This is a genomic window from uncultured Sutterella sp., assembly GCF_937923675.1.
In the GTDB taxonomy this organism is placed as follows: domain Bacteria; phylum Pseudomonadota; class Gammaproteobacteria; order Burkholderiales; family Burkholderiaceae_F; genus Sutterella.
Genome location: NZ_CALDXB010000025.1, coordinates 28,952 through 51,182, shown reverse-complemented (window position 1 = coordinate 51,182; position 22,231 = coordinate 28,952). Strand labels below are relative to the sequence as shown.

The 22,231-nt window shown below is 58.5% G+C and carries 21 protein-coding genes and 2 tRNA genes; 5 read left to right on the top strand and 18 right to left on the bottom strand.

The annotated features are described in order from the left end of the window. The first annotated feature begins 126 nt into the window (after nucleotides 1–126). Nucleotides 127–202 (top strand) — tRNA-Phe (locus Q0106_RS02835). A 52-nt stretch (nucleotides 203–254) separates the two neighbouring features. On the opposite strand, the gene queC is transcribed toward Q0106_RS02835, so the two are convergent. Both queC and Q0106_RS02825 read right to left on the bottom strand, forming a co-directional pair. Then, the gene (gene queC / locus Q0106_RS02830; RefSeq protein WP_297608550.1) at nucleotides 255–992 is read right to left on the bottom strand and encodes a 7-cyano-7-deazaguanine synthase QueC; all 738 of its coding nucleotides are present in this window, start codon (nucleotides 990–992) and stop codon (nucleotides 255–257) included. Between the two features lie 26 nt (nucleotides 993–1,018). Further along, nucleotides 1,019–1,570 (bottom strand): hypothetical protein, encoded by a 552-nt coding sequence (locus Q0106_RS02825; RefSeq protein WP_297608548.1) that lies wholly within the window; start codon nucleotides 1,568–1,570, stop codon nucleotides 1,019–1,021. Between the two features lie 156 nt (nucleotides 1,571–1,726). Here Q0106_RS02825 and hemA point away from each other — a divergent pair, with 156 nt between their 5' ends. The 3 genes from hemA (at nucleotide 1,727) to prmC (ending at nucleotide 5,101) form a co-directional block, all read left to right on the top strand. Continuing rightward, a complete protein-coding gene (gene hemA, locus Q0106_RS02820; RefSeq protein ID WP_297608545.1) occupies nucleotides 1,727–3,016 on the top strand; it encodes a glutamyl-tRNA reductase in 1,290 nt (429 codons plus the stop codon). 154 nt (nucleotides 3,017–3,170) lie between these two features. Further along, entirely contained in the window at nucleotides 3,171–4,247 is a 1,077-nt protein-coding gene (gene prfA / locus Q0106_RS02815) for a peptide chain release factor 1 (protein WP_297608542.1), read from the top strand. Between the two features lie 20 nt (nucleotides 4,248–4,267). After that, complete coding sequence (gene prmC / locus Q0106_RS02810; RefSeq protein WP_152159014.1) at nucleotides 4,268–5,101, top strand: peptide chain release factor N(5)-glutamine methyltransferase; 834 nt, start codon at nucleotides 4,268–4,270, stop codon at nucleotides 5,099–5,101. A gap of 109 nt (nucleotides 5,102–5,210) precedes the next feature. Here the strand turns inward: prmC and Q0106_RS02805 are convergent, their stop codons facing one another. The 11 genes from Q0106_RS02805 to Q0106_RS02755 all read right to left on the bottom strand — a co-directional run bounded on the left by Q0106_RS02805 (nucleotide 5,211) and on the right by Q0106_RS02755 (nucleotide 18,452). Next, nucleotides 5,211–6,956, bottom strand: a complete 1,746-nt coding sequence (locus tag Q0106_RS02805; protein WP_297608539.1) for an AAA family ATPase — start codon at nucleotides 6,954–6,956, stop codon at nucleotides 5,211–5,213. Then, on the bottom strand, nucleotides 6,946–7,416 hold the full coding sequence (locus Q0106_RS02800; RefSeq protein WP_297608536.1) for a helix-turn-helix domain-containing protein: 471 nt from the start codon (nucleotides 7,414–7,416) through the stop codon (nucleotides 6,946–6,948). Before Q0106_RS02800 ends, Q0106_RS02805 begins: the two co-directional genes overlap by 11 nt. 179 nt (nucleotides 7,417–7,595) lie before the next feature. Then, on the bottom strand, nucleotides 7,596–11,753 hold the full coding sequence (locus Q0106_RS02795; protein WP_297608532.1) for an autotransporter outer membrane beta-barrel domain-containing protein: 4,158 nt from the start codon (nucleotides 11,751–11,753) through the stop codon (nucleotides 7,596–7,598). 317 nt (nucleotides 11,754–12,070) lie between these two features. Next, nucleotides 12,071–12,679 (bottom strand): DNA-binding protein, encoded by a 609-nt coding sequence (locus Q0106_RS02790; protein ID WP_297608530.1) that lies wholly within the window; start codon nucleotides 12,677–12,679, stop codon nucleotides 12,071–12,073. A 46-nt stretch (nucleotides 12,680–12,725) separates the two neighbouring features. Next, nucleotides 12,726–13,574 (bottom strand): IS21-like element helper ATPase IstB, encoded by an 849-nt coding sequence (gene istB / locus Q0106_RS02785; protein WP_297608528.1) that lies wholly within the window; start codon nucleotides 13,572–13,574, stop codon nucleotides 12,726–12,728. After that, entirely contained in the window at nucleotides 13,571–14,875 is a 1,305-nt protein-coding gene (gene istA, locus Q0106_RS02780) for an IS21 family transposase (protein WP_297608526.1), read from the bottom strand. Before istA ends, istB begins: the two co-directional genes overlap by 4 nt. Nucleotides 14,876–15,001: 126 nt before the next feature. After that, the gene (locus tag Q0106_RS02775; RefSeq protein WP_297608524.1) at nucleotides 15,002–15,763 is read right to left on the bottom strand and encodes an ESPR-type extended signal peptide-containing protein; all 762 of its coding nucleotides are present in this window, start codon (nucleotides 15,761–15,763) and stop codon (nucleotides 15,002–15,004) included. 425 nt (nucleotides 15,764–16,188) lie between these two features. Then, a tRNA-Thr gene (locus tag Q0106_RS02770) sits at nucleotides 16,189–16,264 on the bottom strand. Nucleotides 16,265–16,291: 27 nt separating this feature from the next. After that, nucleotides 16,292–16,756: a ClpXP protease specificity-enhancing factor SspB gene (locus tag Q0106_RS02765; RefSeq protein ID WP_297608521.1), complete on the bottom strand. Its 465-nt coding sequence runs from the start codon at nucleotides 16,754–16,756 to the stop codon at nucleotides 16,292–16,294. Between the two features lie 36 nt (nucleotides 16,757–16,792). Next, on the bottom strand, nucleotides 16,793–17,413 hold the full coding sequence (locus Q0106_RS02760; RefSeq protein WP_297608518.1) for a glutathione S-transferase N-terminal domain-containing protein: 621 nt from the start codon (nucleotides 17,411–17,413) through the stop codon (nucleotides 16,793–16,795). Nucleotides 17,414–17,699: 286 nt separating this feature from the next. Further along, a complete protein-coding gene (locus tag Q0106_RS02755) occupies nucleotides 17,700–18,452 on the bottom strand; it encodes a Nif3-like dinuclear metal center hexameric protein (protein ID WP_297608515.1) in 753 nt (250 codons plus the stop codon). 43 nt (nucleotides 18,453–18,495) lie between these two features. On the opposite strand from Q0106_RS02755, the gene Q0106_RS02750 reads away from it, so the two are divergent. Next, on the top strand, nucleotides 18,496–19,716 hold the full coding sequence (locus Q0106_RS02750; protein ID WP_297608512.1) for a trypsin-like peptidase domain-containing protein: 1,221 nt from the start codon (nucleotides 18,496–18,498) through the stop codon (nucleotides 19,714–19,716). A gap of 121 nt (nucleotides 19,717–19,837) precedes the next feature. On the opposite strand, the gene tatC is transcribed toward Q0106_RS02750, so the two are convergent. Genes tatC through Q0106_RS02725 form a run of 5 tightly spaced genes read right to left on the bottom strand, consistent with a single transcriptional unit; the run spans nucleotide 19,838 to nucleotide 22,099 of the window. Continuing rightward, nucleotides 19,838–20,644, bottom strand: a complete 807-nt coding sequence (gene tatC, locus Q0106_RS02745; protein WP_139688442.1) for a twin-arginine translocase subunit TatC — start codon at nucleotides 20,642–20,644, stop codon at nucleotides 19,838–19,840. A gap of 15 nt (nucleotides 20,645–20,659) precedes the next feature. Next, entirely contained in the window at nucleotides 20,660–21,298 is a 639-nt protein-coding gene (gene tatB / locus Q0106_RS02740) for a Sec-independent protein translocase protein TatB (protein WP_152157533.1), read from the bottom strand. A gap of 33 nt (nucleotides 21,299–21,331) precedes the next feature. Then, nucleotides 21,332–21,472 (bottom strand): hypothetical protein, encoded by a 141-nt coding sequence (locus Q0106_RS02735; protein WP_297608508.1) that lies wholly within the window; start codon nucleotides 21,470–21,472, stop codon nucleotides 21,332–21,334. Nucleotides 21,473–21,488: 16 nt separating this feature from the next. Continuing rightward, nucleotides 21,489–21,737, bottom strand: coding sequence for a Sec-independent protein translocase subunit TatA (gene tatA / locus Q0106_RS02730; RefSeq protein WP_152157532.1), 249 nt, complete (start codon nucleotides 21,735–21,737; stop codon nucleotides 21,489–21,491). A gap of 14 nt (nucleotides 21,738–21,751) precedes the next feature. Beyond that, nucleotides 21,752–22,099, bottom strand: a complete 348-nt coding sequence (locus Q0106_RS02725; protein WP_139688439.1) for a histidine triad nucleotide-binding protein — start codon at nucleotides 22,097–22,099, stop codon at nucleotides 21,752–21,754. Between the last annotated feature and the right edge of the window lie 132 nt (nucleotides 22,100–22,231).

The window sequence follows — 22,231 nt, the reverse complement described above, 5'->3', positions numbered from 1 at the left end:
GAGCAGCGGATTGAAAATCCGCGTGTCGGCGGTTCGATTCCGTCCCTAGCCACCATTCATCTTTCCTTTGTGAAAGACGGATGGGGCTCCGGCGAAAGACAAACCGAAGAAAAAAATGTTGCGCGTGGCTAGGTAGCTCAGTTGGTAGAGCAGCGGATTGAAAATCCGCGTGTCGGCGGTTCGATTCCGTCCCTAGCCACCAGAAATACAGGAAGCCCGCAGCGCCGGATGGTTCTGCGGGCTTTTTCATTTCGTCAGAAGCGCTTGCTGCCCGGCCACTCTTCCCAGCCCTTCGCGCGCAGACGGCAGGCGGGACACTCGCCGCAGCCCCAGCCCCATGCATGATGGTGCTCATGGTCCCCCATGTAGCAGGTGTGGGTTTCATCCCTCACGAGCTTCACGAATTCGTCGCCGCCCGTCCGTTCGGCAAGCTCCCAGGTTTCCGCCTTGGTGAGGCGCATCAGGGGCGTTTCCAGAATGATCGGAGCATCAAGCCCCAGAGAGAGCGTTACCTGAAGGGACTTCAGCGTATTGTCGCGGCAGTCCGGATACCCCGAATAGTCCGTTTCGCACATGCCGCCCACGAGCACCCGCGCGCCCCGGCGGTAGGCAATGGCCGCAGCGAGCGTAAAGAAGAGAAGGTTTCGCCCCGGCACGAAGGTGTTGGGAAGCCCCGACGACTCGAAGGCAATCCTGCGCTCGTCCGTAAGCGCGCAGTCGGCGACTTCGCCGAGAACGGGAAGGCTCAGCATATGGTCTTCCCCGAGTCTTTCGGCCCAGTAGGGCTTCATCGCCCGCATCTTTTCAAGCACCCTGCCGCGGCAGACGAGCTCCGCCTGATGGCGCTGGCCATAGTCGACGCCCACGGTTTCAACGCGCCCGAAGCGCTCAAGCGCCCAGCCGAGGCACGTCGTGGAATCCTGTCCGCCCGAAAAGAGAACAAGTGCGGCCATGCCGCGGCCGGCGGAAGCGATGTCGGAAAATTCTGTCATGGGAAATCCATCCAAAAAACAAAGGGTCAGGCGCCCGGAGCAGCATCCGGAGATTTAGGCGCCGCGAGGAGCGCCCGGACGCGGTCTCTCACGCGCAGGCACTCGGCAATGTGCGCGTCGCCGAGCTTCACGACCGTCCAGTAGGAAAGCGCTGCCGCCGCGCCCTGGCCGGCAATGGGCACCCATTTTGCAGCCTTTCCGGTCATCCAGCGCGATCCCGCCTGCTTCACGACCGTGAGGACCGCCGCACTCGTCACGTAGCGGCCGGCAAAGACGGCGCTCACCTGCGAGAGGGCCGTGAGCACCGCGAGCCGCTCGTCGGTATGGAGCATTTCTATCTGCTCGGGCGACAACTGGAATGCCCGGTTGATTCTCATCAGCATGTCGGCAAAGGTTGCCGCATCCACCGCGATGTCGATTCCCGGCACGGGAAGCACGGCGGCAGCGGCAGAGAGCGCGCCGCGCTTTCTCACGAGCGCGCGCATTTCCCGGGCCGTCTCATGAAGCGCATCGGACGAATCCCGCACTTCTTCCGGTTCCGATCCGGCATCCATTCCGCGAAGATCTGTTTTCACCATCAAAAAGCCTTAGAGATCAATCGGCTCTGCACCTTAAGGCTTGCGAAACATTTAGCAACCTATAATGCGCAGACTTCTTCAAAGAATAACCTTTTCGCCGTTTCAGGCTCCGGCCGGCCCCGTCGTCCGGAATGCTCACTGCGGCAGCACCTCGAAATGCAGCTTCTCGCTTTAGGCCTCAACCATACGACCGCTCCGCTTTCCGTCCGCGAACGCGTCGCCTTCGGACCGGATGAAATCGCCGAGACGATCGCGCATATGCTCGAGCGCTTCAGCGGCACGCCCCAGGGCGGCATTCATGAAGCCGCTGTGCTTTCCACCTGCAACCGCACGGAACTTTACGTCGCCTGCGAGGATACGGGCGCCGCGAAAGAGAGCATTCTTTCCTTCATCGCCAACAAGAAGGGCGTTCAGCGCTCCGAGCTCGAACCCCACATCTACACCTTCGAGCAGGAGGAGGCCGCGCACCATACGTTCCGCGTGGCCTCGGGCCTCGACTCGATGGTTCTGGGCGAAACGCAGATCGTCGGCCAGATGAAGAAGGCCGAGAAGATCGCGCGCGAATGCCACGGCCTCGGCGTGATGCTCAATCACCTCTTCCAGACCACCTTCACGGTGGCGAAGGAAGTCCGCACGGCGACCGCCATCGGCGCCAACTCCGTGAGCCTGGCGGCCGCCGCCGTCCGCCTTGCGCTTCGTCTTTTCGGAAACCTTTCGAAGGAACGGATCCTCTTCGTGGGCGCAGGCGAAATGATTGAGCTCTGCGCGGCGCACTTCGCCGCCCAGAAGCCGCAGTCGATCACGATCGCGAACCGCACGGTCGAGCGCGGCCAGACGCTCGCGCGCACGGTGCATGCGGATGCGATTCCGCTCTCCGAGCTCCCCGAAACGATCGGCAACTACGACATCGTCATTTCCTGCACCGCCTCGGCGCTTCCCATCATCGGCCTCGGCATGATCGAGCGCGCGATTTCCGAGCGCCGCCATCGTCCGATGTTCATCGTCGACCTCGCGGTGCCGCGCGACGTGGAGCCTGAAGTCGAGCGTCTCGACGACGTCTACGTCTATACGGTCGACGACCTCGGGAAGGTCGTGAGCGAAGGGAAGCAGTCCCGCCAGGCCGCAATCTCGCAGGCGGAAACGATCATCGGCCTGCGCGTGGCGGACTTTGTTGAGTGGCTGAAGCTCCGCTCCGCCGTCCCCACCATTCAGTCGCTTCGCGACCGCGCAAACTACCTGAGGGACGAGGAGCTCTCCCGGGCGCTTCGCCACCTCCATCACGGCGACAAGCCCGAAGAGGTGCTTGAAATGCTCGCCCACGGCCTCACCAACAAGCTCCTCCATGACCCGACGATTCTCCTGAGAAACGGCGAAGGCCTCACCTCCGACGACCGCGATCTGATGGAGCGCATGCTCGACCGCTTCTACCGCCGGCACGACCGGTAAGGAAGGAAGCGCGAAGCGCCACGGAACGGGACCTCTAGCGGGTCCCGTTTTGTTATGGATCTTTCTGAAAGACCAAGCCCGTCCTTCACGAAACCGCTATCCTTCACATCGGTTTGACACACAAGCTTTTTTTGAATCCTTTCGCACCAAAGACATGCTTAACGACACCGTCCGCTCGAAACTCTCCGCGCTCTCCCGGCGGCTCGAGGAAATCGACCGCATGCTTGCGGCTCCGGAAACCGCAGCCGACATGAATAAGTTCCGCGATCTTTCGCGCGAGCGCACCGAAATCGAACCGGTCGCGGTGAAGCTTGCCCAGTACGAAAGCGCGGAAGCGGACCTCAAAACGGCTGAAGAACTCGCTGAAGACCCCGAGATGCGCGAGTTCGCTGAGGAAGAGATTGCCAAGGCGAAGGACGCGCTCGAGCATCTCGAGGAGGCGCTCCGGCTCGAACTCATCCCGAAGGACCCCAACGATGAAAGGAACATCTTCCTTGAAGTCCGTGCGGGCACCGGGGGCGACGAAGCGGCGCTCTTTGCGGGCGACATTCTCCGCATGTATCTCCGCTACGCGGAGAGCCAGGGATGGAAGACCGAAATCGTCTCCCGCAACGAAAGCGAACTCGGGGGCTACAAGGAAGCGATCGTCCGCATCATCGGCCGCGGCGCCTATTCGAAGCTCAAGTTCGAATCGGGCGGACACCGCGTGCAGCGCGTGCCCGTCACGGAAACGCAGGGCCGCATTCACACCTCGGCCTGCACGGTGGCCGTGCTCCCTGAGCTCGACGAAATTGAGGAAGTGAAGCTCGACCCTTCAGAACTTCGCATCGACGTCTTCCGCGCGTCGGGCGCGGGCGGGCAGCACATTCAGAAGACGGACTCAGCCGTGCGCATCACGCACCTCCCCACGGGGCTCGTGGTCGAATGCCAGGACGAACGCAGCCAGATTCAGAATAAGGCGCGCGCCATGCAGATTCTCGCCTCCCGCATCTATGCGGCCCAGGTCGAGGTGCAGCATGCGAAGGAAGCCTCTGAACGCAAATCCCTCATCGGGTCGGGCGACCGGTCGGAGCGCATCCGCACCTACAACTATCCGCAGGGGCGCGTGACCGACCACCGCATCAACCTCACGCTCTATAAGCTTGATGCCATCATGAACGGCGACCTTGAGGAAATCATCACGGCGCTCACCACAGAGCACCAGGCGGAAGCCCTGGCTCAGCTCGCTTAAGAAGGGAAGGAGACGAGAGAATGGCAGAGGAAACGCAGATCGGACCTTCCATCCGGGCTCAGCTCGCCAAGGCGAGCCCGGTGATCGGACGCTTTGAAGCGATGATTCTGCTCGGCTTCGTGACGGGGCGCTCGCGCGAGAATCTGATCGCGCACGACGAAGAGGAAATTTCCGAAGAGGAGATCATGCGCTTCGACCTCCTCGTTGCCATGCGCTCCGCCGGCACCCCGATCCCCTACCTCACCGGAAGCCAGGAGTTCTACGGGCGCCACTTCCATGTGACGGACGCGGTGCTCATACCGCGCCCCGACACCGAAGTTCTGATCGAGCAGGCGCTTCTTGTCGCGGCGCCTAAGCCCAGAATCATTGATCTCGGCACCGGAAGCGGCTGCATTGCCGCCACCCTGGCGCTGGAACTCCCGGGGTCCGCCGTAACAGCGACCGATGCCTCCTCGGACGCCCTTGAAATCGCGAAAGGGAATGCCGAGGCGCTCCACGCTCCCATTACCTTTGCCGAAGGCTTCTGGTGGGATGCCGTGGCGGCCGACGCCGTCTACGATCTGATCGTCAGCAACCCGCCCTACATCCGGCCCGATGACGAGCACCTGAGAAACCTCGAGTGCGAGCCGATCGGCGCCCTCACGGACGGCATCGACGGGCTTGAGTGCCTGCGCACCATTGTGGCGGGCGCCATGGCGCATCTCGCGCCCGGCGGCTGGATTCTTCTCGAGCACGGCTACGACCAGGGCGACGACGTGCGGCAGATGCTTGAAGAGGCCGGGTTTGCCGCCGTACGGACCCGCAAGGACTATGGCGGCAACGACCGCGTGACGATGGGGCGCCGGGCGGACTGATGAGAGGAAGGTTCGATCGATCCGCCTGATGGATCGACTTCAGGTTCTTAGAGATCGGGGCGTGCTTATCCGGCGCGCCCCGAATCGTTATGGAAGGTTGAGGGGTTGATCAGGGGATCGATATTGGAAGCCCCATCGCACTGCGGAATTTTGCCTTCAGTTCATTCAGCGGCAGCTTCGCGAAAGTTGCCGGATCCTGAAGCGCAGCGAGCATTTCCGACGGCTTGAAATCCCCCCGGGAAGGAACCTGGAGCCCCAGGAACTTTTCCAGGCAGTCAGGCAGCATGACGGGATCGGCGCAGCTCTCCTCCTTCAAGCCCTCGCGGCCGCACATTTCCTTGATCACCGTGTTGAGCGCCTGATGCGAAATGCCTTCTTTCGTCGTCCTGCCATTGTCGTCGTCGATCATGATGCCGAACTTGATGCCGAAGGCGTGCATGAGTTGCATGAAGCGGGGAATGTTGAATTTGCCGCTGCAGTCGAGAATTGCGAAATTCCCGAGCTCCTGCAGTTGATCCGCCCAAACGTCGGAGAGCAGATATTCAAAGAGCACCTTTTCCGTCGGACCTTCAACGAGGAAGACTTTGTTGGCAAAGAAGACTCCGGCGCGCTCAGCATCGAGCCAGAGCGAGAAGAAATATTCGTCGCGGTTCTGAAGCTGGCTCGGGTCCCCGCTTGCCTTGCCTCCAACCCTTACCCGGGTCTCGAACTCCCTCGAAACGTCTGCGAGCTTCTGACGAATCTTCCCCAACCCCGGCTGATAGACGTGAGACCGGCCATTTACGCGTTCAAACCGAACCATCTGATGAAGGTCATCCACCTTGCGGCTTGCGAACACGCTGGAGTGTGAAGAAGCGATGACCTGGCGATCGGGCTGCGCGCCGAGATCATGGAGCTTTCTTGCAAGGAGAATCTGCTGGGAGGGATGGAGGAACGCCTCCGGCTCTTCATAGAGAATCAACAGGAAATCCGCAGAAAATTCCTTCTTCTCCGAATCCTTTCCAGCCTTGGTCTTCACGGCATTCTGCGTCTGGAATGTCGGCAACAGTTCAATCAGCAGATTGATGACGGAGCGCTGCATCCCTTGTCCGAAGCGGCCGAACTCGATCTCGGCGTTATTGAGCGCCTGATCCGAGAAAGACGCCGACAGCATCGTCTTGAGGATGTCCTCGGTTTTGGGGAGGCTGACCTGCAGCCCCATATTCACGCCCCAGTCTGCCTGGAGGCGCGCATTCATTGGAGCCGTAAAAGCCGAGAAGAAGCCGTTGGCCTGATTGCCCGCCTGATTGAGGCTATCAATAGCGGCGGCAACATTCTGGAATTCAGTGCTCGCCATCATCCGGCCTTCAACCAGGAGCTTCATGAGCTCCCGGAATGGGCTCGGACCCGAGAGCTTCATCTGCTCGTTCTGAGTCACAATGGCGGGAATATAAATGAGCGTCCCGAGCTTTCCTACGCCGACGCTTTTCGCGCCATAAAAGAGCGTCTCCGATACCGCTTCGCCCTGCACCGCGTAGACGTTGTCGCTTCTAGCCTTCACCTTGTCCGGCGACCTGAAATACCGGCGAAGCGTGAGCTTCTGATCCGCGTTGTCTTTGTAGACGTCAGCAAGATTCTCCCACTCGACGTCATTGAGGCGGAATTCGATCTCAACCCAGGCCTCGTTGTCCTCCTTCCTGTTGCAGGGGAAGTCGTCATCCTCCCACTTGATATCGCCATAGAAGAGCCTTATGGCATTAAGGAAAGTCGTCTTGCCGGCATTGTTGGCGCCGACAAGAAGGAGGTAATCATCGACCCGGACTTCCGCATCGATGATCGATCGGTAGTTGTGCACGCACACGCGTTCAATCTTCATTCTTAATCTCTCTCTTCGTAGTTCCCGTCCAGACGATCGGCAGACCGGGGCTCATCCGCTCCACGGAGTCCGCCGTAACGGCGTCTTTCTGCGCCTCAGCTTCAGCGGCCTCCCGCACCCATTTGCGGCAGGTGCTTGCGGAAACGCCGGTTTCCTCCTCAAGCTCGCGCCAAGTGAGGCCTTTGGCGCGAAGCTTCACGATGCGGCGCTTCACCGCCGGCGTGTAATGAAAGAACTTCTCCGGAACATCCACCTCAAAGGTGCCCTTCCGGTATTTCCGCGACCAGTCGCGGACCGTATTCATTGAAATGCCGAGCTTCACGGAAGCGTTGACGTAACCGACGCCGGCTTCAAAAAGCCTGAACGCCGCAAGCCGCGTCTCCCGGGAGTGAAAGTCCGGGCGCTCGCGCTTCGTGAAAAGGAACGCGTCCGACGGCACCGTTTTCCCTTTAATCGCCATAGTCTGGAAAAACTTCTGGGTAAAAAAGAGCCCGTTTCCCGAAACGCATTCGAGGAAACGGGCTCTTCAAAAAGGCTTTGGGTGAGGAGCGGCCGGAGCGTCTGACGACTCCCCTGGTGCTCCTCACGCACTCGCGTCTGCTGCCTCTGAATGGACTTCAGAGGCAGAGCCATAAAGGCTTAGAACGCGTAACGGACCTGAGCGTTGAACGAGTTGTTCATGCGCTCGTCGGAACCGACGCCCAGCTTGTAGCTGAGACCGAAGCCCCAGTCGCCGTTCGTAGCGTTGATGCCGAGGGTCGCCTGCACCGGGTTCGAATCGATCACGCGGACCGAGAGATCGTCGGTGGCGGAGACGCCGTTGATGCCGAGCTTGAGATCAGCATCCTTGTCGCCGAAGGTCGGAACGACCGAGAGGTCGAACTTCGGAGCAAGGGTCCAGCCGTTGGTTTCGAAGTCAGCCGAGAGGGCAACGCCGACAGGCATCTGGAAGATGTTCTGGTCGTCGATGTCGGTCACATAGCCGGCTTCAAAGCCGTCGGTGGAGAGCTGGGTGTAACGGAGACCAACGTGCGGAACGATGTTCACGGCGCCGGCCTTCGTGAGGACTTCACCGCGGACGCCCACCGTGAAGGCATCGGTATCCTGCGAGAACTTCCAGGCGTGGTCGTAGCCGTTGGCCTTGACGTCGTTCGAAGCGCTCATGTAGCCGATGTCGGCCGCAACGTTCCAGATGTCGGCGAAGGTCTTCGAGGCGTAGACCGAGAAGCCGACGAGGTCGGTATCGGTCGAAGCAGCGACGCCGGAGTTCTTGCTGTCCGTGTCAGCGGTGCCGATCGTGAGAGCGGCGCCGAGGACGGCATTGCAGGAGAACTGGTAGTCGAGACCAAGGACGCCCGAGTAGATGTCGGACGAGTAGCCCGCACCGTCAAAGAGCTTCTTGGCTTCGAACTTGCCGCCGTTCACGTCGGCCCAGACGTTGACGCCCTGAGCACGCTGCGTGAGGATGCTGTTGCGGGTGGCAACAGTGTCAGCCATCTGGTTGACGGCATCCATCGTGAGCGTCTGAACGCCGGTGGTGGCGCCGAGGGAAGCGACGTCATTGGCGATCGTGCGAAGAGCGGTCGGGCTGTTGTAGCGGCCGTCAGTGCCCTGGACAGAGGTCAGAGCATTGGCGGACGAATAGAGCCACTTGTTGAACTGCGCCGAAGACGAGTTGTTGTTGAGGTTCTTGCCTTCCTCGAACATGCCGTAGGCAGCGTCGAAGCCGGCGACATCACCGAACTCATCCTGGAATTCAGCCTTATTGAACATCTCAACCGTCATGGTGTTGGCGGCAGCGCCTTCACCCTGAACGACGTCCATGAGGAGATCGCCTTCAAAGACGACGTCAGCACCGCGATCATCCAGCTCTGTCGCGCTCACCTTGACCGTCTGGCCGTTGGCGACATTGTCGAGATAGACGATGGAGCCTTCGTCAAGCTCCACAGCCTTATCAAAGACAGCCGTAGCGCCCGTCGTATCAACCGTGTTGAGGTCGATCACGAGCATGCTGTTCTTCGCCACAACAACCGAATTGGAGCTCGACGGAGAATCGGCACGCGTCTCAATCGTCTTGTCATTGGCCGCAGCACCGCCGACATACGTCACGGCATCCTGGCCTTCAGCCTTTCCACCATCGACATAGAGAACGGAGTTAACCGTCAGCGTATCGTAGGCGGAAACCTCATCTTCGCCAGAGGTCGGGGTCTCAGCCAGCGTAAAGCCGATGAATCCGGACTTAGCGCCATTGACGTAGGAAGCAGCCTTTTCAGCCGAGTCCGTACCCAACGCAACGATGGAGTTGCGGCCGGCTTCGACAAGGGTGCCTTCAGCAGCCGTCTTGACGGCAACGCTGCTGTGGACCGCGCCTTCAACATCCCAAGCCGGATCAGCAAAGATCACGCCGGTCTTGAGATTGCCGACAGAGAGAGCGCCGGCAGAAGCGTTATTGCCGACATAAACGATCTTACCAGTAGCCTCAAGGTCTCCGGTCACCTTGGCGTTGCCCGTAACCAGAAGGTCTCCCTTCGTATTGAGGCCCTTAACTGTGGCGCTGCCTGCGATTTCGGAAACGTCTTCCAGATACTCCGCAGGTGTACGGTTTGCGACAAAGTAAGACTCGGTATTCGTGATGGTAACCGTCGAATCCGCCGCAACGAGCGTACCTTCAACGAAGAGATCCTCGACGGTGACTTCCGGAGCCGTCTCAGCACCATCCTTCTTGACGATGGTCAGAGAGGCGTCCTTATCGGTCCAGAGTTCATTGACCTCAACGTCACCCTTCACGGTCACATTGCGAGCATCCTCGACACCGAATTCCGTCTTATCGCCGTCATTCGCCGTCGTCACGGAACCGAGAACCGCTTCAGCAGTGCTCGTGCCGGCAACGATCAGGCTGGCCGCGCCGCTCAGAGAGACATCGGCGAGCTTGTTGGTCGTCGTGCCGCTGACCTTTTCATCATAGGAAACCAGCTGTCCATCGCCGTTGAGAGTCAGAGAGACCCCGTCAATCGTAAGCGGCTTCTTTCCATCAGCAAGCTTCATCTTGCCGTAGTCGCCGGACTGAGTAATCGTTTCAGGAACCTTGACGATCGTCGCGAGCTGGAGGCTATCCGAGGTGAAGCCCTTAATGGTGTCGTACTCGACATCCTTGGTGGCATCAATGGCGGTATCACCCTTCACGAGCGTCGCGCCGCCGAGATGCACAAGACCCTTTGCACCAGTTTTCACCGAAAGTTCGGTCAGAACATCCGTCAGATCAACCGTATCGGCGCTCGTCAAGCCCGTCACTGCCAACGTACCGTTTGCGTTCAGAACGATCGTATCATCAGCAACATTGCTCGACGAACCTGATGCCGGAACAAAGCTCTTGTTGTCAAGCTTGAGACCAAGAGCCGCAAGGCTGGCAGAAAGTTCGCCATCCTTAACAGTGACCGTGGTACCGGTAGCGGTCTTAAGGCTGGTGACGGTGAGCGTGCTGTCATTGTCAACCGTCACAGCGCCCTTCTGAACGTCCAGAGCAGCAATCGTGCTGTCAGCTTCGACATTCAAAGCACTGCCGGAAGCGCCATTCAGCTGAACCGTACCGAGGTCGTTGTAAGAGCTCTGAACATTGAGCGTAACGTCAGTACCAAGGATAAAGTCCTTGATCTGAGCATCATTAGCATCAACGATCGAACCGCCATTCAGGTTGAAAGTGCCGATCAGAGCAAGCGCATTGTTTGTCTTGTCGGTCTTCTCCTGAAGCTTACCGTTCAGCGACGTCTGCAGCTTGCCGCCTTCTTCAAGGGTGGTCTTCGTGACGCCGTAGCCTTCATTGAGCTCGGACACAACAAGGCCGCCATTCTTGACGTTGAGCGCGGCAACCTTCAAATAACCATTTTCGGCATCAGCCTTGGGATCCGTAGTTGCTGCCTTATAGTGATTCTTCATCGTACCGGAGACCTCAAGGGTGCCCTGAGCAGTACCCGTTGAGCTATCAGCACCGATAACAGCATCCTTGCCGTTCGTCAGTTCGACGCCAGCTGCAACAACCATCTTGCCGTTAGAGCCCAGAATGATCGTGCCGTTGTTGGTCGAAGCGCCGGAAGCGTTGACCGTCAGCGTTGAAACCTTAGACGCGTTCGTGATCGCTACCTTACCGCCTACGCCAACATTGAGGGCGCCGACCGTAAAGTCGCCGGAAGCAAGATTGAACTCACCAGCATAAGCCGCGTTGACATTATTGGTCGTATCTTCAGCGACATCCGGATTAACCGTCAGAGAAGTCGCAGTAACGGCAACATCCGTATTGTTTGTCAGCGTGAAGGTATTCTCTTCACCCTGCTTAGCCGCAGCCTCAACCACGACTTCACCAAGGGATGCTGTAGCGGGCGTCTTCTGGTCAGCTGTTTCATCAACGGTAAGTCCCGTACCTTTGAGAGCAACCGTCGTCTTATCAGACACGAGCGTGCCATTGACCGTCAGCGTGTCCGTAGAGGCAAATGTCAGAGCGTCTGTATCAACAGTCTTGCCTGCCGAAATCACGCCGCCATTGGTCAGGATGACGTCACTCGTTTCCTTCGTCAGATCCGCATTCTCAGCACCGATCTTGATGGACTTGGCAGTAACGTCACCGCCCAGAACTGCCGCGCCGGAAATGATCAGCTTGCCGCCGCTGTTGGCTGCATCCGTCGCGTTGTAAGCTGCGTTCAGCGTAACAGCATCATTCTGGTTCTTACCAGTGCTGGTAAGCCGCAGCACGCCGGTATTGGCAAACGCAACATCCTCACCAATCGTGACCGTTTCACCGGTCATCGTGAAGTCAGCAGCATTCGTCAGGGTACCCTGCTGATAATCAACGCTCTTGCCGGTAACTTTAGCCTGTCAAGCGCGAGATAAAAGTGCACCAGTTGCGCGGATTAAGAGTGCACCACTCGTTAGTTGAATTGCTGTGAAGCGGGGGCATGCCTTTGGAGCCCGGAGGGCGACAAAGGCATGCCCCCGCAGCGGCGTCGCGGGCCGTGGTCCCGCGCTGGCGGCGGCCCTGGCCGCCGCAGGACAGCCGCCGCCCGGCTGTCCTGAGTTGGTGTACGTAACGCGTTACAGTACAGCGCTACATTGTTGTTGATACATTATGTACGTACAGTTCCCTTTCTGACATGCTGAGGGTCGAGGAGCGGGATCATCTTGCGCATCGTTGCGCAGGTTGCCTCCGCGGCGGCGGCGCGGTCGAGCGCAGCGCGGTGCTGCTCCATCAGAGCAGAGAGCTCCTGTGTTTTGGCGGCAAGCGCCTCGCGCACGGCCTTCAAAGCCTCTTCGCTCTGAGCAACCTTCACCCTCAGGTCCTCCGCTTCACGCCGCAGGACGTCAAACTCTTTGGTCCTGGCTTCCGCTTCCGCAAGGACTTCCTCGGCCGCTTCCTTAAGCTTCTCGGATTCCTTCTCCTGCAGATGGATGCGGGCATCTGCTGCTTGCCGAAGCTGATCAAGCGTCTTTTGCATGATGGGTTCGACAAGCCCCCAGATGCAGCTCGAAAGCGTTTTGCTCTGGTCCTCGTCAAAGCCATCCGGCAGCGGACTGACGCGGCGGATGCGTTCCTGCTTCCAGGTCTTTACGGCCTCGGAGATGGTTGTCAGCGATCCTTTCCCGAGCTCGGCACGGATGGTGCGAAGCGTCGGCACTTCTTTGCTTTCAGCCTCCGCCTTATCGAGCAAGGCGTATATGTCCTCTTTCAGTCCCATTTTCCAACTCCAAAATGTAATGTAACACTGTACAGTATCATAACAATCACAATTCAGGATCCACTTCCGCCAGATTCCGGGCTTCGGTCTTTGCGGCGGAAATCACCTCGGCTGTCGCTGCCGAGTCCTTCGCTTTAACCAGCCCGGCACGGCGCTTTTCCAGCATCCTCACGCTCTCGCCGCGTATGGCAACGATTTCGCAGTGATGCAGCGTGCGGTCGAGAATCGCCGAGGTGGCGGTGGGATCTCCGAATACGAGCCCCCATTCGCTTACCGGCCGATTGCCCGTCATGACGATGCTCAGGTGCTTCTTGTAGCGGACGCTCACCAGCTGAAAGAACAAGTGCGCAGTCTGAGCTCGAATCGGCAGATACCCGATCTCATCAATGATCAGCACCCGCGGCTTGGTGTACTTGAGCATGACGCGCTTGAGGTCGTTGTCTCTTGAAGCCTTTTCAAGCTCATCCATCAAGTCGCTCGCCAGTACGAAGGACACGCTGTAGCCGGCCTTGACGGCTTCACGCCCAAGGGCGATGGCAAGATGAGTTTTGCCGACGCCCGGAGGGCCGAGGAAGAGCACATTTGCACCGCTGCTTACCCATTCCAGGCGGGCAAGATCCCGGATGATGCTTTCATCCAAAGCCGGCATCAGGCTGAAGTCGTAGTCTTCCAGCCGCTTCACGGATTCGAAATGAGCAACCTTCATGCCGATGTCGATGCGGCGGGCTTCCCGATTGCTGACTTCGATGGAAAGGGCAAACTCGAGCGTTTCCGCCGCTGAATACCGTCCGGCTTTGGCTGCCTCAAGAACGGTTTCGAGCTGCTGATCTAGGTAGTTCAGCTTCAGGCGTCTGCACAAGGCATTGAGATTGCCTGTTGCATTTTCTTCCATCATTTCGGCTCTCCCTTGAACTTGGTGATGTCGTCATAGATCTCAAGCGGCGTTTGCAAAGGGTTGTGGTATAAACCCTCATCTCTTTCCAGAGGATCCTGCGGCTCAGGCCGCAAGGTTGGATCCGTTGCTCCAAACGGAGGCACCAGAGAGGGGTCGATCGGAGGAAGCGTGGTAACCTGCACGGCGTCAGAGGTCTCCTGAAAGATGCGGATAAGGTTTTTGCCTTGGAATACTGAAATCGTTCTGCCCTTGATTTCAATACGCACCTCAGCATGAGCGTAAGTTGCATCCATCTGATACTTCTGGTTGTCGATGGTAAGCAAGCCTTTGGCTCCAACCTTTCGGTACATCTCGCGCACATCCCTGAAGGACCTCGGCGGAAGCGGCTTAAGCTCACAGAACTCTTTTTGATTGAAGCGATCTATGGGAATTCGGATGTCGTCTTTCGGCAGCCATCGCATCTCGCGCACATCGGCAACCTCACGCGCCCACTGCGCCAGGTGCTCATTGAGCTGCGCCAGAGACTCGAATTTCCGGCCTGCAACTGCATTCCCCTTGACGTAGCCGACCATCTTCTCGACGTGGCCCTTGGCCTCGGGGTAGTAAGGCTTGCAGGTAACAGCCAGGAAGCCCCAGTGCTTGCAGAATGCCCTGAACAGCCTGTTGAGCCGGCAGGACCGGCTGTTGCGCTTAGCCGGATCGTCTACAAGAGCGCTGGCGTTGTCGGATGTAAGCCACCGCGGCCTCCCGCCGAAAAAGGTCAGAGCTCGTTCGATGCCCTCAAACCACGAATCCTGCTTCTCATCCAGTGAGGCATAGGCAAAGACGCGCTTTGAATACGGCAGGGAGCAGACCAGTAGGTGGACCCTGCGCCTTACGCCGTGAAGTTCAACGAACTTGCTGCCGAAGTCGACCTGAAAGTAATCGCCCGGAGCCGACAGGATTCGGGAGTCCGCGCGTTTGCGCTTCTGCTCCTCAACTGCCAGCTCGCGCTTGTACGGCTGAAGAAACTCCTGAATCGTGCGCAGAGCAACCGGCGGGATTGCCTTGTCTTTTCTGATCTCCTGCCTGACTACGTCGCAGTTTCGATGCTGTGCATAAAGCTCTCTGATCTTCTGTGCAAAGGGCTCCAGAACACGCTGCCGCTTTCGCGACCGGGGCGTCATTGCCGCATCAGGTCCGGCATCCCAATGCTTGCGCACCGTTCGGCGGTTGATGCCCAATTCTTTCGCGACCTGGCGCTGGCTGTAGCCGCGCTTGCGGAGCTCGCGAATCCGATGGATTTGAAAATCATGTATCACATGAGTCTCCCTGGTTGTAACAAAGGGAACTCCATTGTGATACAGAGTGCTGTTGCCTGACATCTATCACCCCACACGGGGTGGTGCACTTTTATCTCGCGTTACTGGTGCATTTTAGATCCGCGCTTAACATTTAGCCTTGGCTTTAACATCAAAGTTGTAGGCCTTGCCATGATCGGTTACCGTGCCGCCTGTAGCCTTGTCTGATGCAACGCCAAACTGCAGCGCGCCGGTCGAAGTCAAGGTTGCCACACCAAGAGCCTTGTCGCCGTCAGACTTTTCGTCGGCAACAACTTTCATCGTGCCTTCGCTGAAAGTCGTTGTGCCCGCTCCCGAGAGCGTCAAAGTCGCGTTTAACCCCTTATTGTCTTCCTTGGAATTGTGAACCGTGAAGTTCACATCAAGCTTGTCGAACGTACGAGCTTCATCTGAACCCGTTGTTTCCGTAATGGAAGCAGCGCCTGTCGTCGCCTGGATGTCGATCGTGCCGTAGCCCTTCACGGCGTTGACGTCTTGCGCAACATTCACGGCCTGGAGAGTGCCGTTCTTGAGCGTGACAACTGAATCAGTGCCGAGAGTGTTGGTAATTCCTTCCTTAGAACCCCATGCATAGTTGTCAGTCGTGGGATCAACGACAACCGTCACGCCGTCAGCCTTGTATTCTGTGCCAGACGGATCCGCAGGCTGCGCAACGAGAGTGCCCGTAATTTCTACGCTCTCTCCATTGTTCGCAGCCATCGCCGTCCCGGCAACCCCCGCCATCACCGCAGCAACAGCTGCCGCAACAACAGTCTTCGTGCCCTTGGCCTGGACGCTCGACGTGATCTCATTGGCCACCATCAGAGCGCCGCGCGCCTTGTTGAAGACCACTTTGAAATTTGTGTTCATGAACTTAAAACTCCAAGTTGAATCGGATGCCCCGGCACACTCGAGTGGGATGCGCGAGCCGGAGCGGTGCTCTTGAGAAAGCACTGCGTGGAGCTTACGAAGTTCAGTTAAAAAGAATGTGTAGTGTTTACCCTAGTATGCTTTTAAATTTCATATAGTTAATAGCAAATATTATATTGCTAGGGGGGGGGTGTATGGTATACCCTTATATAAAGTAAAGTTGGATAGCTGCAACAGCGCGATTGTTTTTCAGATCGGGCGGTCGGGTTGCCCGGAAAGAAGCCGGGCGCCTGCCGATTCAAGACGCTCTTCCCTCGTCTCTCTCTATTTCCGCCATGAGCGTCCTTCTCTACCTAAACGGAATCTTTCTCTTTGATATTAAATAAAAATCCCGCACCGCGCGAAGCGATACGGGATTCAGAACCTGGTGCCCCTTAACTGACTCGAACAGTTGACCTACCGCTTACAAGGCGGTTGCTCTACCAACTGAGCTAAAGAGGCGGAAAGCGGATTATACAGAAAAATGCGTTATTTGATTCGCATCGGGCGCCGCGGCGCAACGCTGCTGCCCGTAAGTTTTTCGAGCAGTTCGGGGCTCGTCGGGCTCGCCATGAAGGAGGCTCCCTCAACGGCCTGCTCGGCAGCCGCAACATGAACGACGCGGTTCAGGGGAACGACGATTTCCATCGAATCCGTCTCGTCGCCGAAGCGCGCTTCGAAGGAGAGGTATTCGTCATTCATCTGGAAGCCCCGCACCGCTTCGTCGTCGATGTCGAGAATGATCATCCCGTCTTTCACGTATTCCGTCGGCACCCGGCAGGCGCTGTCGACTTCCACCCAGATATAGGGGCGGAAATAATGTTCGGCGCAGTATTCCCGAACGGCGTCAATCATGATCGCCCGAAGATTCTGGTAGCTGCTCATGGCGGCATCCTCGACACTCTGAAAGGAAACCCGCATGAATTGCGGGTTCAGAAAAATGGGTTTCAGCATGTGCATCCCCCTTGCGGGAAATGCACAGTTGAAGCCTCACTTGCGCATCGTGCGTTCCTGGGCCGTCATCGAGTCGATGAAGGACTGGCGCGCAAAGAGGCGCTGGGCATAGATCTCAAGCTTCGTCGCCGTGGCGGAGAGCTGAATGCCGTAGTAGGGAACGCGCCAGAGAATCGGAGCGAGCACCACGTCGATCATGCCGAAGTCGTCCGAGAGGAGGAACTTCGTATCGCCCACGCGCATCGAAAGAATGTCGAGGTTTTCGCGCAGACGCCGGCGGGCAAGCGCGCGGCGGTCTTCGTTCGAGCGGGCGTTCTCAAGCACCTTCACATGGGGGAAGAGTTCGCGCTCGAGCACATGGAGGAAGAGGCGCGTGCGGGCGCGGCCGACCGGGTCCGCGGGCATCAGCTGCGGATGCGGGAAGCGCTCGTCAATGTATTCATTCACAACGTAGACGTTGTAGAGAAGAAGGTCGCGTTCCGTAAGGACCGGAAGCTCACCGTACGGGCTCATGCGGACGACCGCAAGATCTTCCTCGTTCTGCACAACGCCGTCGAGGTCAACCGACTTGACTTCGAATTCGCATCCCTTTTCATTAAGGAGAATGCGGCTCATCTGAGAGAACGGGCAGGTCGGGCCCGAGTAGAGATACATCATCGTGTTTTAGCCTTGAGCGGATGCTGAGTGCCCCGGGGACCACCTTTGGATCTCTGGAACGCCTTCCCCTGATGAAAGCGCCTCGGGCACGAAAGATATAAATTGTACCTAAAGATAGTTACGTAACAATTTCAAAGCCATGAAATTTCAATGAACTATCTCTGTCAGAGAAGGGAATATATTTTTGTAAATAAATGTATTGCGACTTGATCTGACGCGTCAATTCCTGCCGTTTGAAAGCGTGCAGGAACGACGCGGGGCGCCTCAGCCTCTCTGCCCGGAGTCCTCAGACCGGATTTTCCTGCGGGATATATTCAATCTCGAGTTCCGGGAACGACTCCTTGATCAGGCGCCCGAGGGCCTGAATGCCGAACTGTTCCGTCGCCGTATGGCCGGCCGCAAGATAAGGAACGCCGAGCTCCACCGCCTCAAAGGTCGTGTGCTCGCGGATTTCGCCCGAGAGATAAAGGTCGCAACCGAGGGCAGCGGCTTCTCCAAGCTCATCCTGAGCGGCGCCCGAGCACCAGCCGATGCGGCGAACGCATTTATCCGCCGGCCCCACAAGAAGCGGCTTCCGGTGAAGGGCTTTTTCAACGCGATCGGCAAATTCCGCAGCCGTCATGGGGCCCGAAAGGATTTCCCCGGCATGTAGGAGCCCGTATTCGCCCGCGCGGGTATCGATCGAGAGCCCGAGAACGCGCGCGAGCTCGGCGTTGTTTCCGACCTCTGGGTGCGCATCGAGCGGCAGGTGGTAGCCGATGAGGTTCATGCCGTTTTCAATGAGGCACCGGATGCGGCGGCCTTTCACGCCCACGATCCTCGCATCCTCGCCGCGCCAGAACCAGCCGTGATGCACGAGAACGGCGTCGGCTCCCTTCGCTGCGGCAGCCTCCAGGAGTCCGAGCGAAGCGCTCACCCCGAGGACGATCGAAGAGATGTTTTCACGTCCCTCAACCTGAAGTCCGTTCGGAGCATAATCTCTGAATTCTCCGGGCTTCAGGACGCCGTCCAGAAACTCTATGAGGGCTTTTGCCTTCATCTCTTTTCTCCTTTTCTAAAAGCCAAATCTTTTCCAGACCATCATGGTAGCGCCAAAGGCTAAAACGGCACGTCTCAAGCAGCTCTGGCTTCTTTTTGCTCAGGCCGTTACCGTGGGCTGCGCAGCGGCGCTCGTCTGGAAGACCTTTTTCCCGGCGCCGGAACCCAATCCCGCGCCGAATCCTCCGAAGGCGGAAGACCCGCTCGAAAAGGATCTCGCGCTTCTCGCAATGAGCGGCGACTACAGCAACGCCGTCAGCATCGCCGCACCTTCGGTCGTCAACATCTTCACGAGAAAGACCGTCCGCATGAGCCGCGCCGACGAGCTCGGGGTCGACTGGAATCAGGATCCGGAGCTTCATCTGAAGGCGCTCGGAAGCGGCGTCATTGTCTCCTCAAACGGCGACATTCTCACCAACTTCCACGTGGTCGACGGCATCCGGAGCATCTTCGTCGCGCTCTCCGACGGGCGCACCTATGAGGCGACGCTCCGCGGGAACGACGTCGAAACCGACCTCGCGCTCCTTCAGGTCAAGGCGAAGGACCTTCCCGCCATCCGTCTCGGCGACTCCTCCGAACTTCGCGTGGGTCAGACCGTTCTCGCGATCGGGAACCCCTTCGACGTGGGTCAGACCGTCACCTCCGGCATCATCTCCGCCCTCGGCCGTCACGGGTTCGGGCTCAACAATTACGAGGACTTCATCCAGACCGATGCCGCCATCAACCAGGGGAATTCCGGTGGCGCGCTCGTCAACCTCCGGGGCGAACTCATCGGCATCAACAGCGCCATTTTTTCGCCCGACCATGTTGAAGGCTTTGTCGGCATCGGCTTTGCGATTCCAAGCTCCATCGTGAGCACGGTGCTCCCCGCGATGATGGCGGGCCAGACCGTGGAGCGCGGCTACATCGGACTCGTGCCCCGGCAGCTCTCCCAGGAACTTGCTCAGGACCTGAGTCTGCGCGTGCGCTCGGGCGTCATGGTGAAGCAGGTCATTCCGAATTCCCCGGCTGCCAAGGCCGACATCCGGAGCTTTGACGTCATTCTCGAAGTGAACGGTCAGCCCATTGCCCGCGCGAACCGCCTTCTGCAGATCATTGCCCGGCTGAAGCCCGGCACCGACGTGGAAGTGAAGATCCTCCGCGGCAACCGCACGCTCACGAAGCACGTCGTGGCCTCGCAGCGTCCGCGCGGATCGCTCGAAAAGGAAGCCATCATTCCGTCGCCTGCCGAAGAGGAAGGCGACTTTGAGGAAAGAAGCCGCTGACGACCGGGGCTCCCACACACCAGGCAAAAGAAAAGGCGCCCTTCCACCCTGCCCCGGGTGATTAGAGGCGCCTTTTTCTACTGAAGGGAAGAAAGAATTTCCGCTTAGGTTCAGGGCCCTATCAGCCCTCTGCGTCTTCCTCCGCCTTCTTTTCCTTCATTTCCTCGACCTCATCATCGGTCTTTCCGAAGGCCTGAACGCACCAGATGCCGACCTGGTAGAGAACGACAAGCGGAAGCGCGAGGAGAATCTGCGACAGGGCATCGGGCGGCGTGAAGATCGCCGCGATCACGAAGGCGCCGACGATCACGTAGGGACGGGCCTTCTTCAGCTTCGTGCAGGACGCAAAACCCACTCGGTTCAGAACCACCACGAAAATCGGCACTTCAAAGGTAAGGCCGAAGGCGAGGAACATCGTGAGGACGAAGCTGAAGTAGGAGTCAATATCGGGCGCGAAGTTCACCGAATCCGGCGAGAACCCGGCGATGAACTGGAAGACCATCCTGAAGACGATGAAGTAGCAGTAGGCCATGCCGACCGCAAACATCACGATGGAGCTGATGAGAACCGGGAGCGCAAGGCGCTTTTCGCTTCTGTAGAGCGCAGGCGCCACATAGGCCCAGATCTGATAGAGCACGATCGGGAGCGCAATCAGGAAGGCGAGAAAAAGCGTTACCTTCAAGGGCACGAAGAAAGGCGCCACCACGCCCGTTGCAAGGAGCTTCGCGCCCTGCGGAAGCGCCACCATCAGCGGCTGCGACAGGTAGTCGAAGATCTGCTTCATGAAGGGCGAGAGGCAGGCGAACACCACCACGATCGCGATCACGGACTTCATCAGGCGGTTGCGCAGCTCAATGAGATGCGCCACCAGCGGCTGCTCGTTCGCGGGATCGTCAGGCGCCTCAAGCACCGGCTTCTGATCGGTCATTTCTCACACTCTCTCTTATCGATAGATACGGGTACGGAGGCTCTTCGCGCGGGGAGCCATCCCGGTGCGCCGTCCGCCCGCGCCGCCCAATGTCGTTTCGCGCATGCCGAGTTCGCGGCGAAGCCGCTCGATTTCCTGAGCGAGTTCGTCGACGGAGGGACCCGAGTGGTAGCGCTTCGCGAAGGTCTTGGGCTCGTTCCACGCGTAGGCGGGCGTCATGATTTCGCTGTCGGTGCTCGCGTCGCCCCAGCCGTAGACCTCATTGATGTCCTTGGCGGAAGCCACGCCCGAATTCGCCTCCGCGGGCGTTCCGGCAACGCTGCTCTTCGCTTCATTGAAGGCGGTTTCGGCGGCCTTGCCGGCATCATTCGCCTCATCGGCCACGGACTTCACCGAAGACTCAATGCTCGAGGCCTGGCTCTCCACGGTCGACTTCACGTCGTTCGCGAGATTCTTCGCCTCATCCTGAATGCGCTTGAGTTCGGAGAGCTCGGTCTCCCGATCAATGTCGGACTTCACCTGCGCAACGAAGCGCTGCGCTTTGCCGATCCACTCGCCGGTCTTGCGCGCAACGAGCGGGAGCCTCTCTGGCCCGAGCACAATGAGCGCAACGACGCCGACGATCATCATTTCGCTGAAACCGAAATCAAACATGACGTCTCTTCACTGCAAAAGGCCGCGGACAACTCATGAGGAGCTGCCGCGGTCCATTGGCGACACATAAGAAGACGCGGGAAGCACTTCACGCGTCTCAAGAAAGCCGCAGGACTTTTTGACAAGCGCCTGCGGCATCGAGCCCTCTGCGGCAAGCCGTTCAGCGTCCGGCATGAGGGCTCTCGAGGAATCAGGCCTTCGGCTTGTCCTTGGCTTCGACGTCGATCGTGTCAGCCTGCTTGGCGGCGGCCTGCTGCGGGATTTCCTTCGGATCAGCAGCCTTGTCGGCGGGCTTATCCTCCGCGTCGCGCATGCCTTCCTTGAAGCCCTTGATGGCGCCGCCCAGGTCCTTGCCCATGTTCTTCAGCTTGCCCGTACCAAAGACGAGAACGACGATGGCGAGGACGATGAGCCAGTGCCAGACGGAAAGAGAACCCATTTTGTACTCCTAGATCAGAATTCAGTCGTGCGCTTCCAGGGGCGCGGGCCGCCCAGAACGTGCACATGCAGATGCGGAACTTCCTGACCGCCGTCGCGGCCGGTATTGATGATCACGCGGAAGCCGTTTGCGCAGCCTTCCTGAAGCGCAAGGGTGCGCGTCAGGCCAAGCATTTTACCCAAAAGCGGCTCATCGGCCGCTTCTGCCGTGGCAAGCGACGTGATGTGCTTCTTCGGAATAATCAGAAAATGCACCGGCGCCTGAGGATGAATGTCCCTGAAGGCGACGACGTCGTCGTCCTCGTAAATCTTGCTGGAGGGAATTTCACCCGCAGCGATCTTGCAGAAGATGCAGTCCGACATGTCTCGTTCCTGTTGGAAGCGCTTCGATAAAAAACGCTCCCGCTTTTTTGAGAAAAAGGTTTGCCTGATGGACGCCTGAAACAAGACGTCCCTCAGCATGAATATTGGATGATAGCGGCTGATCGGTCAACC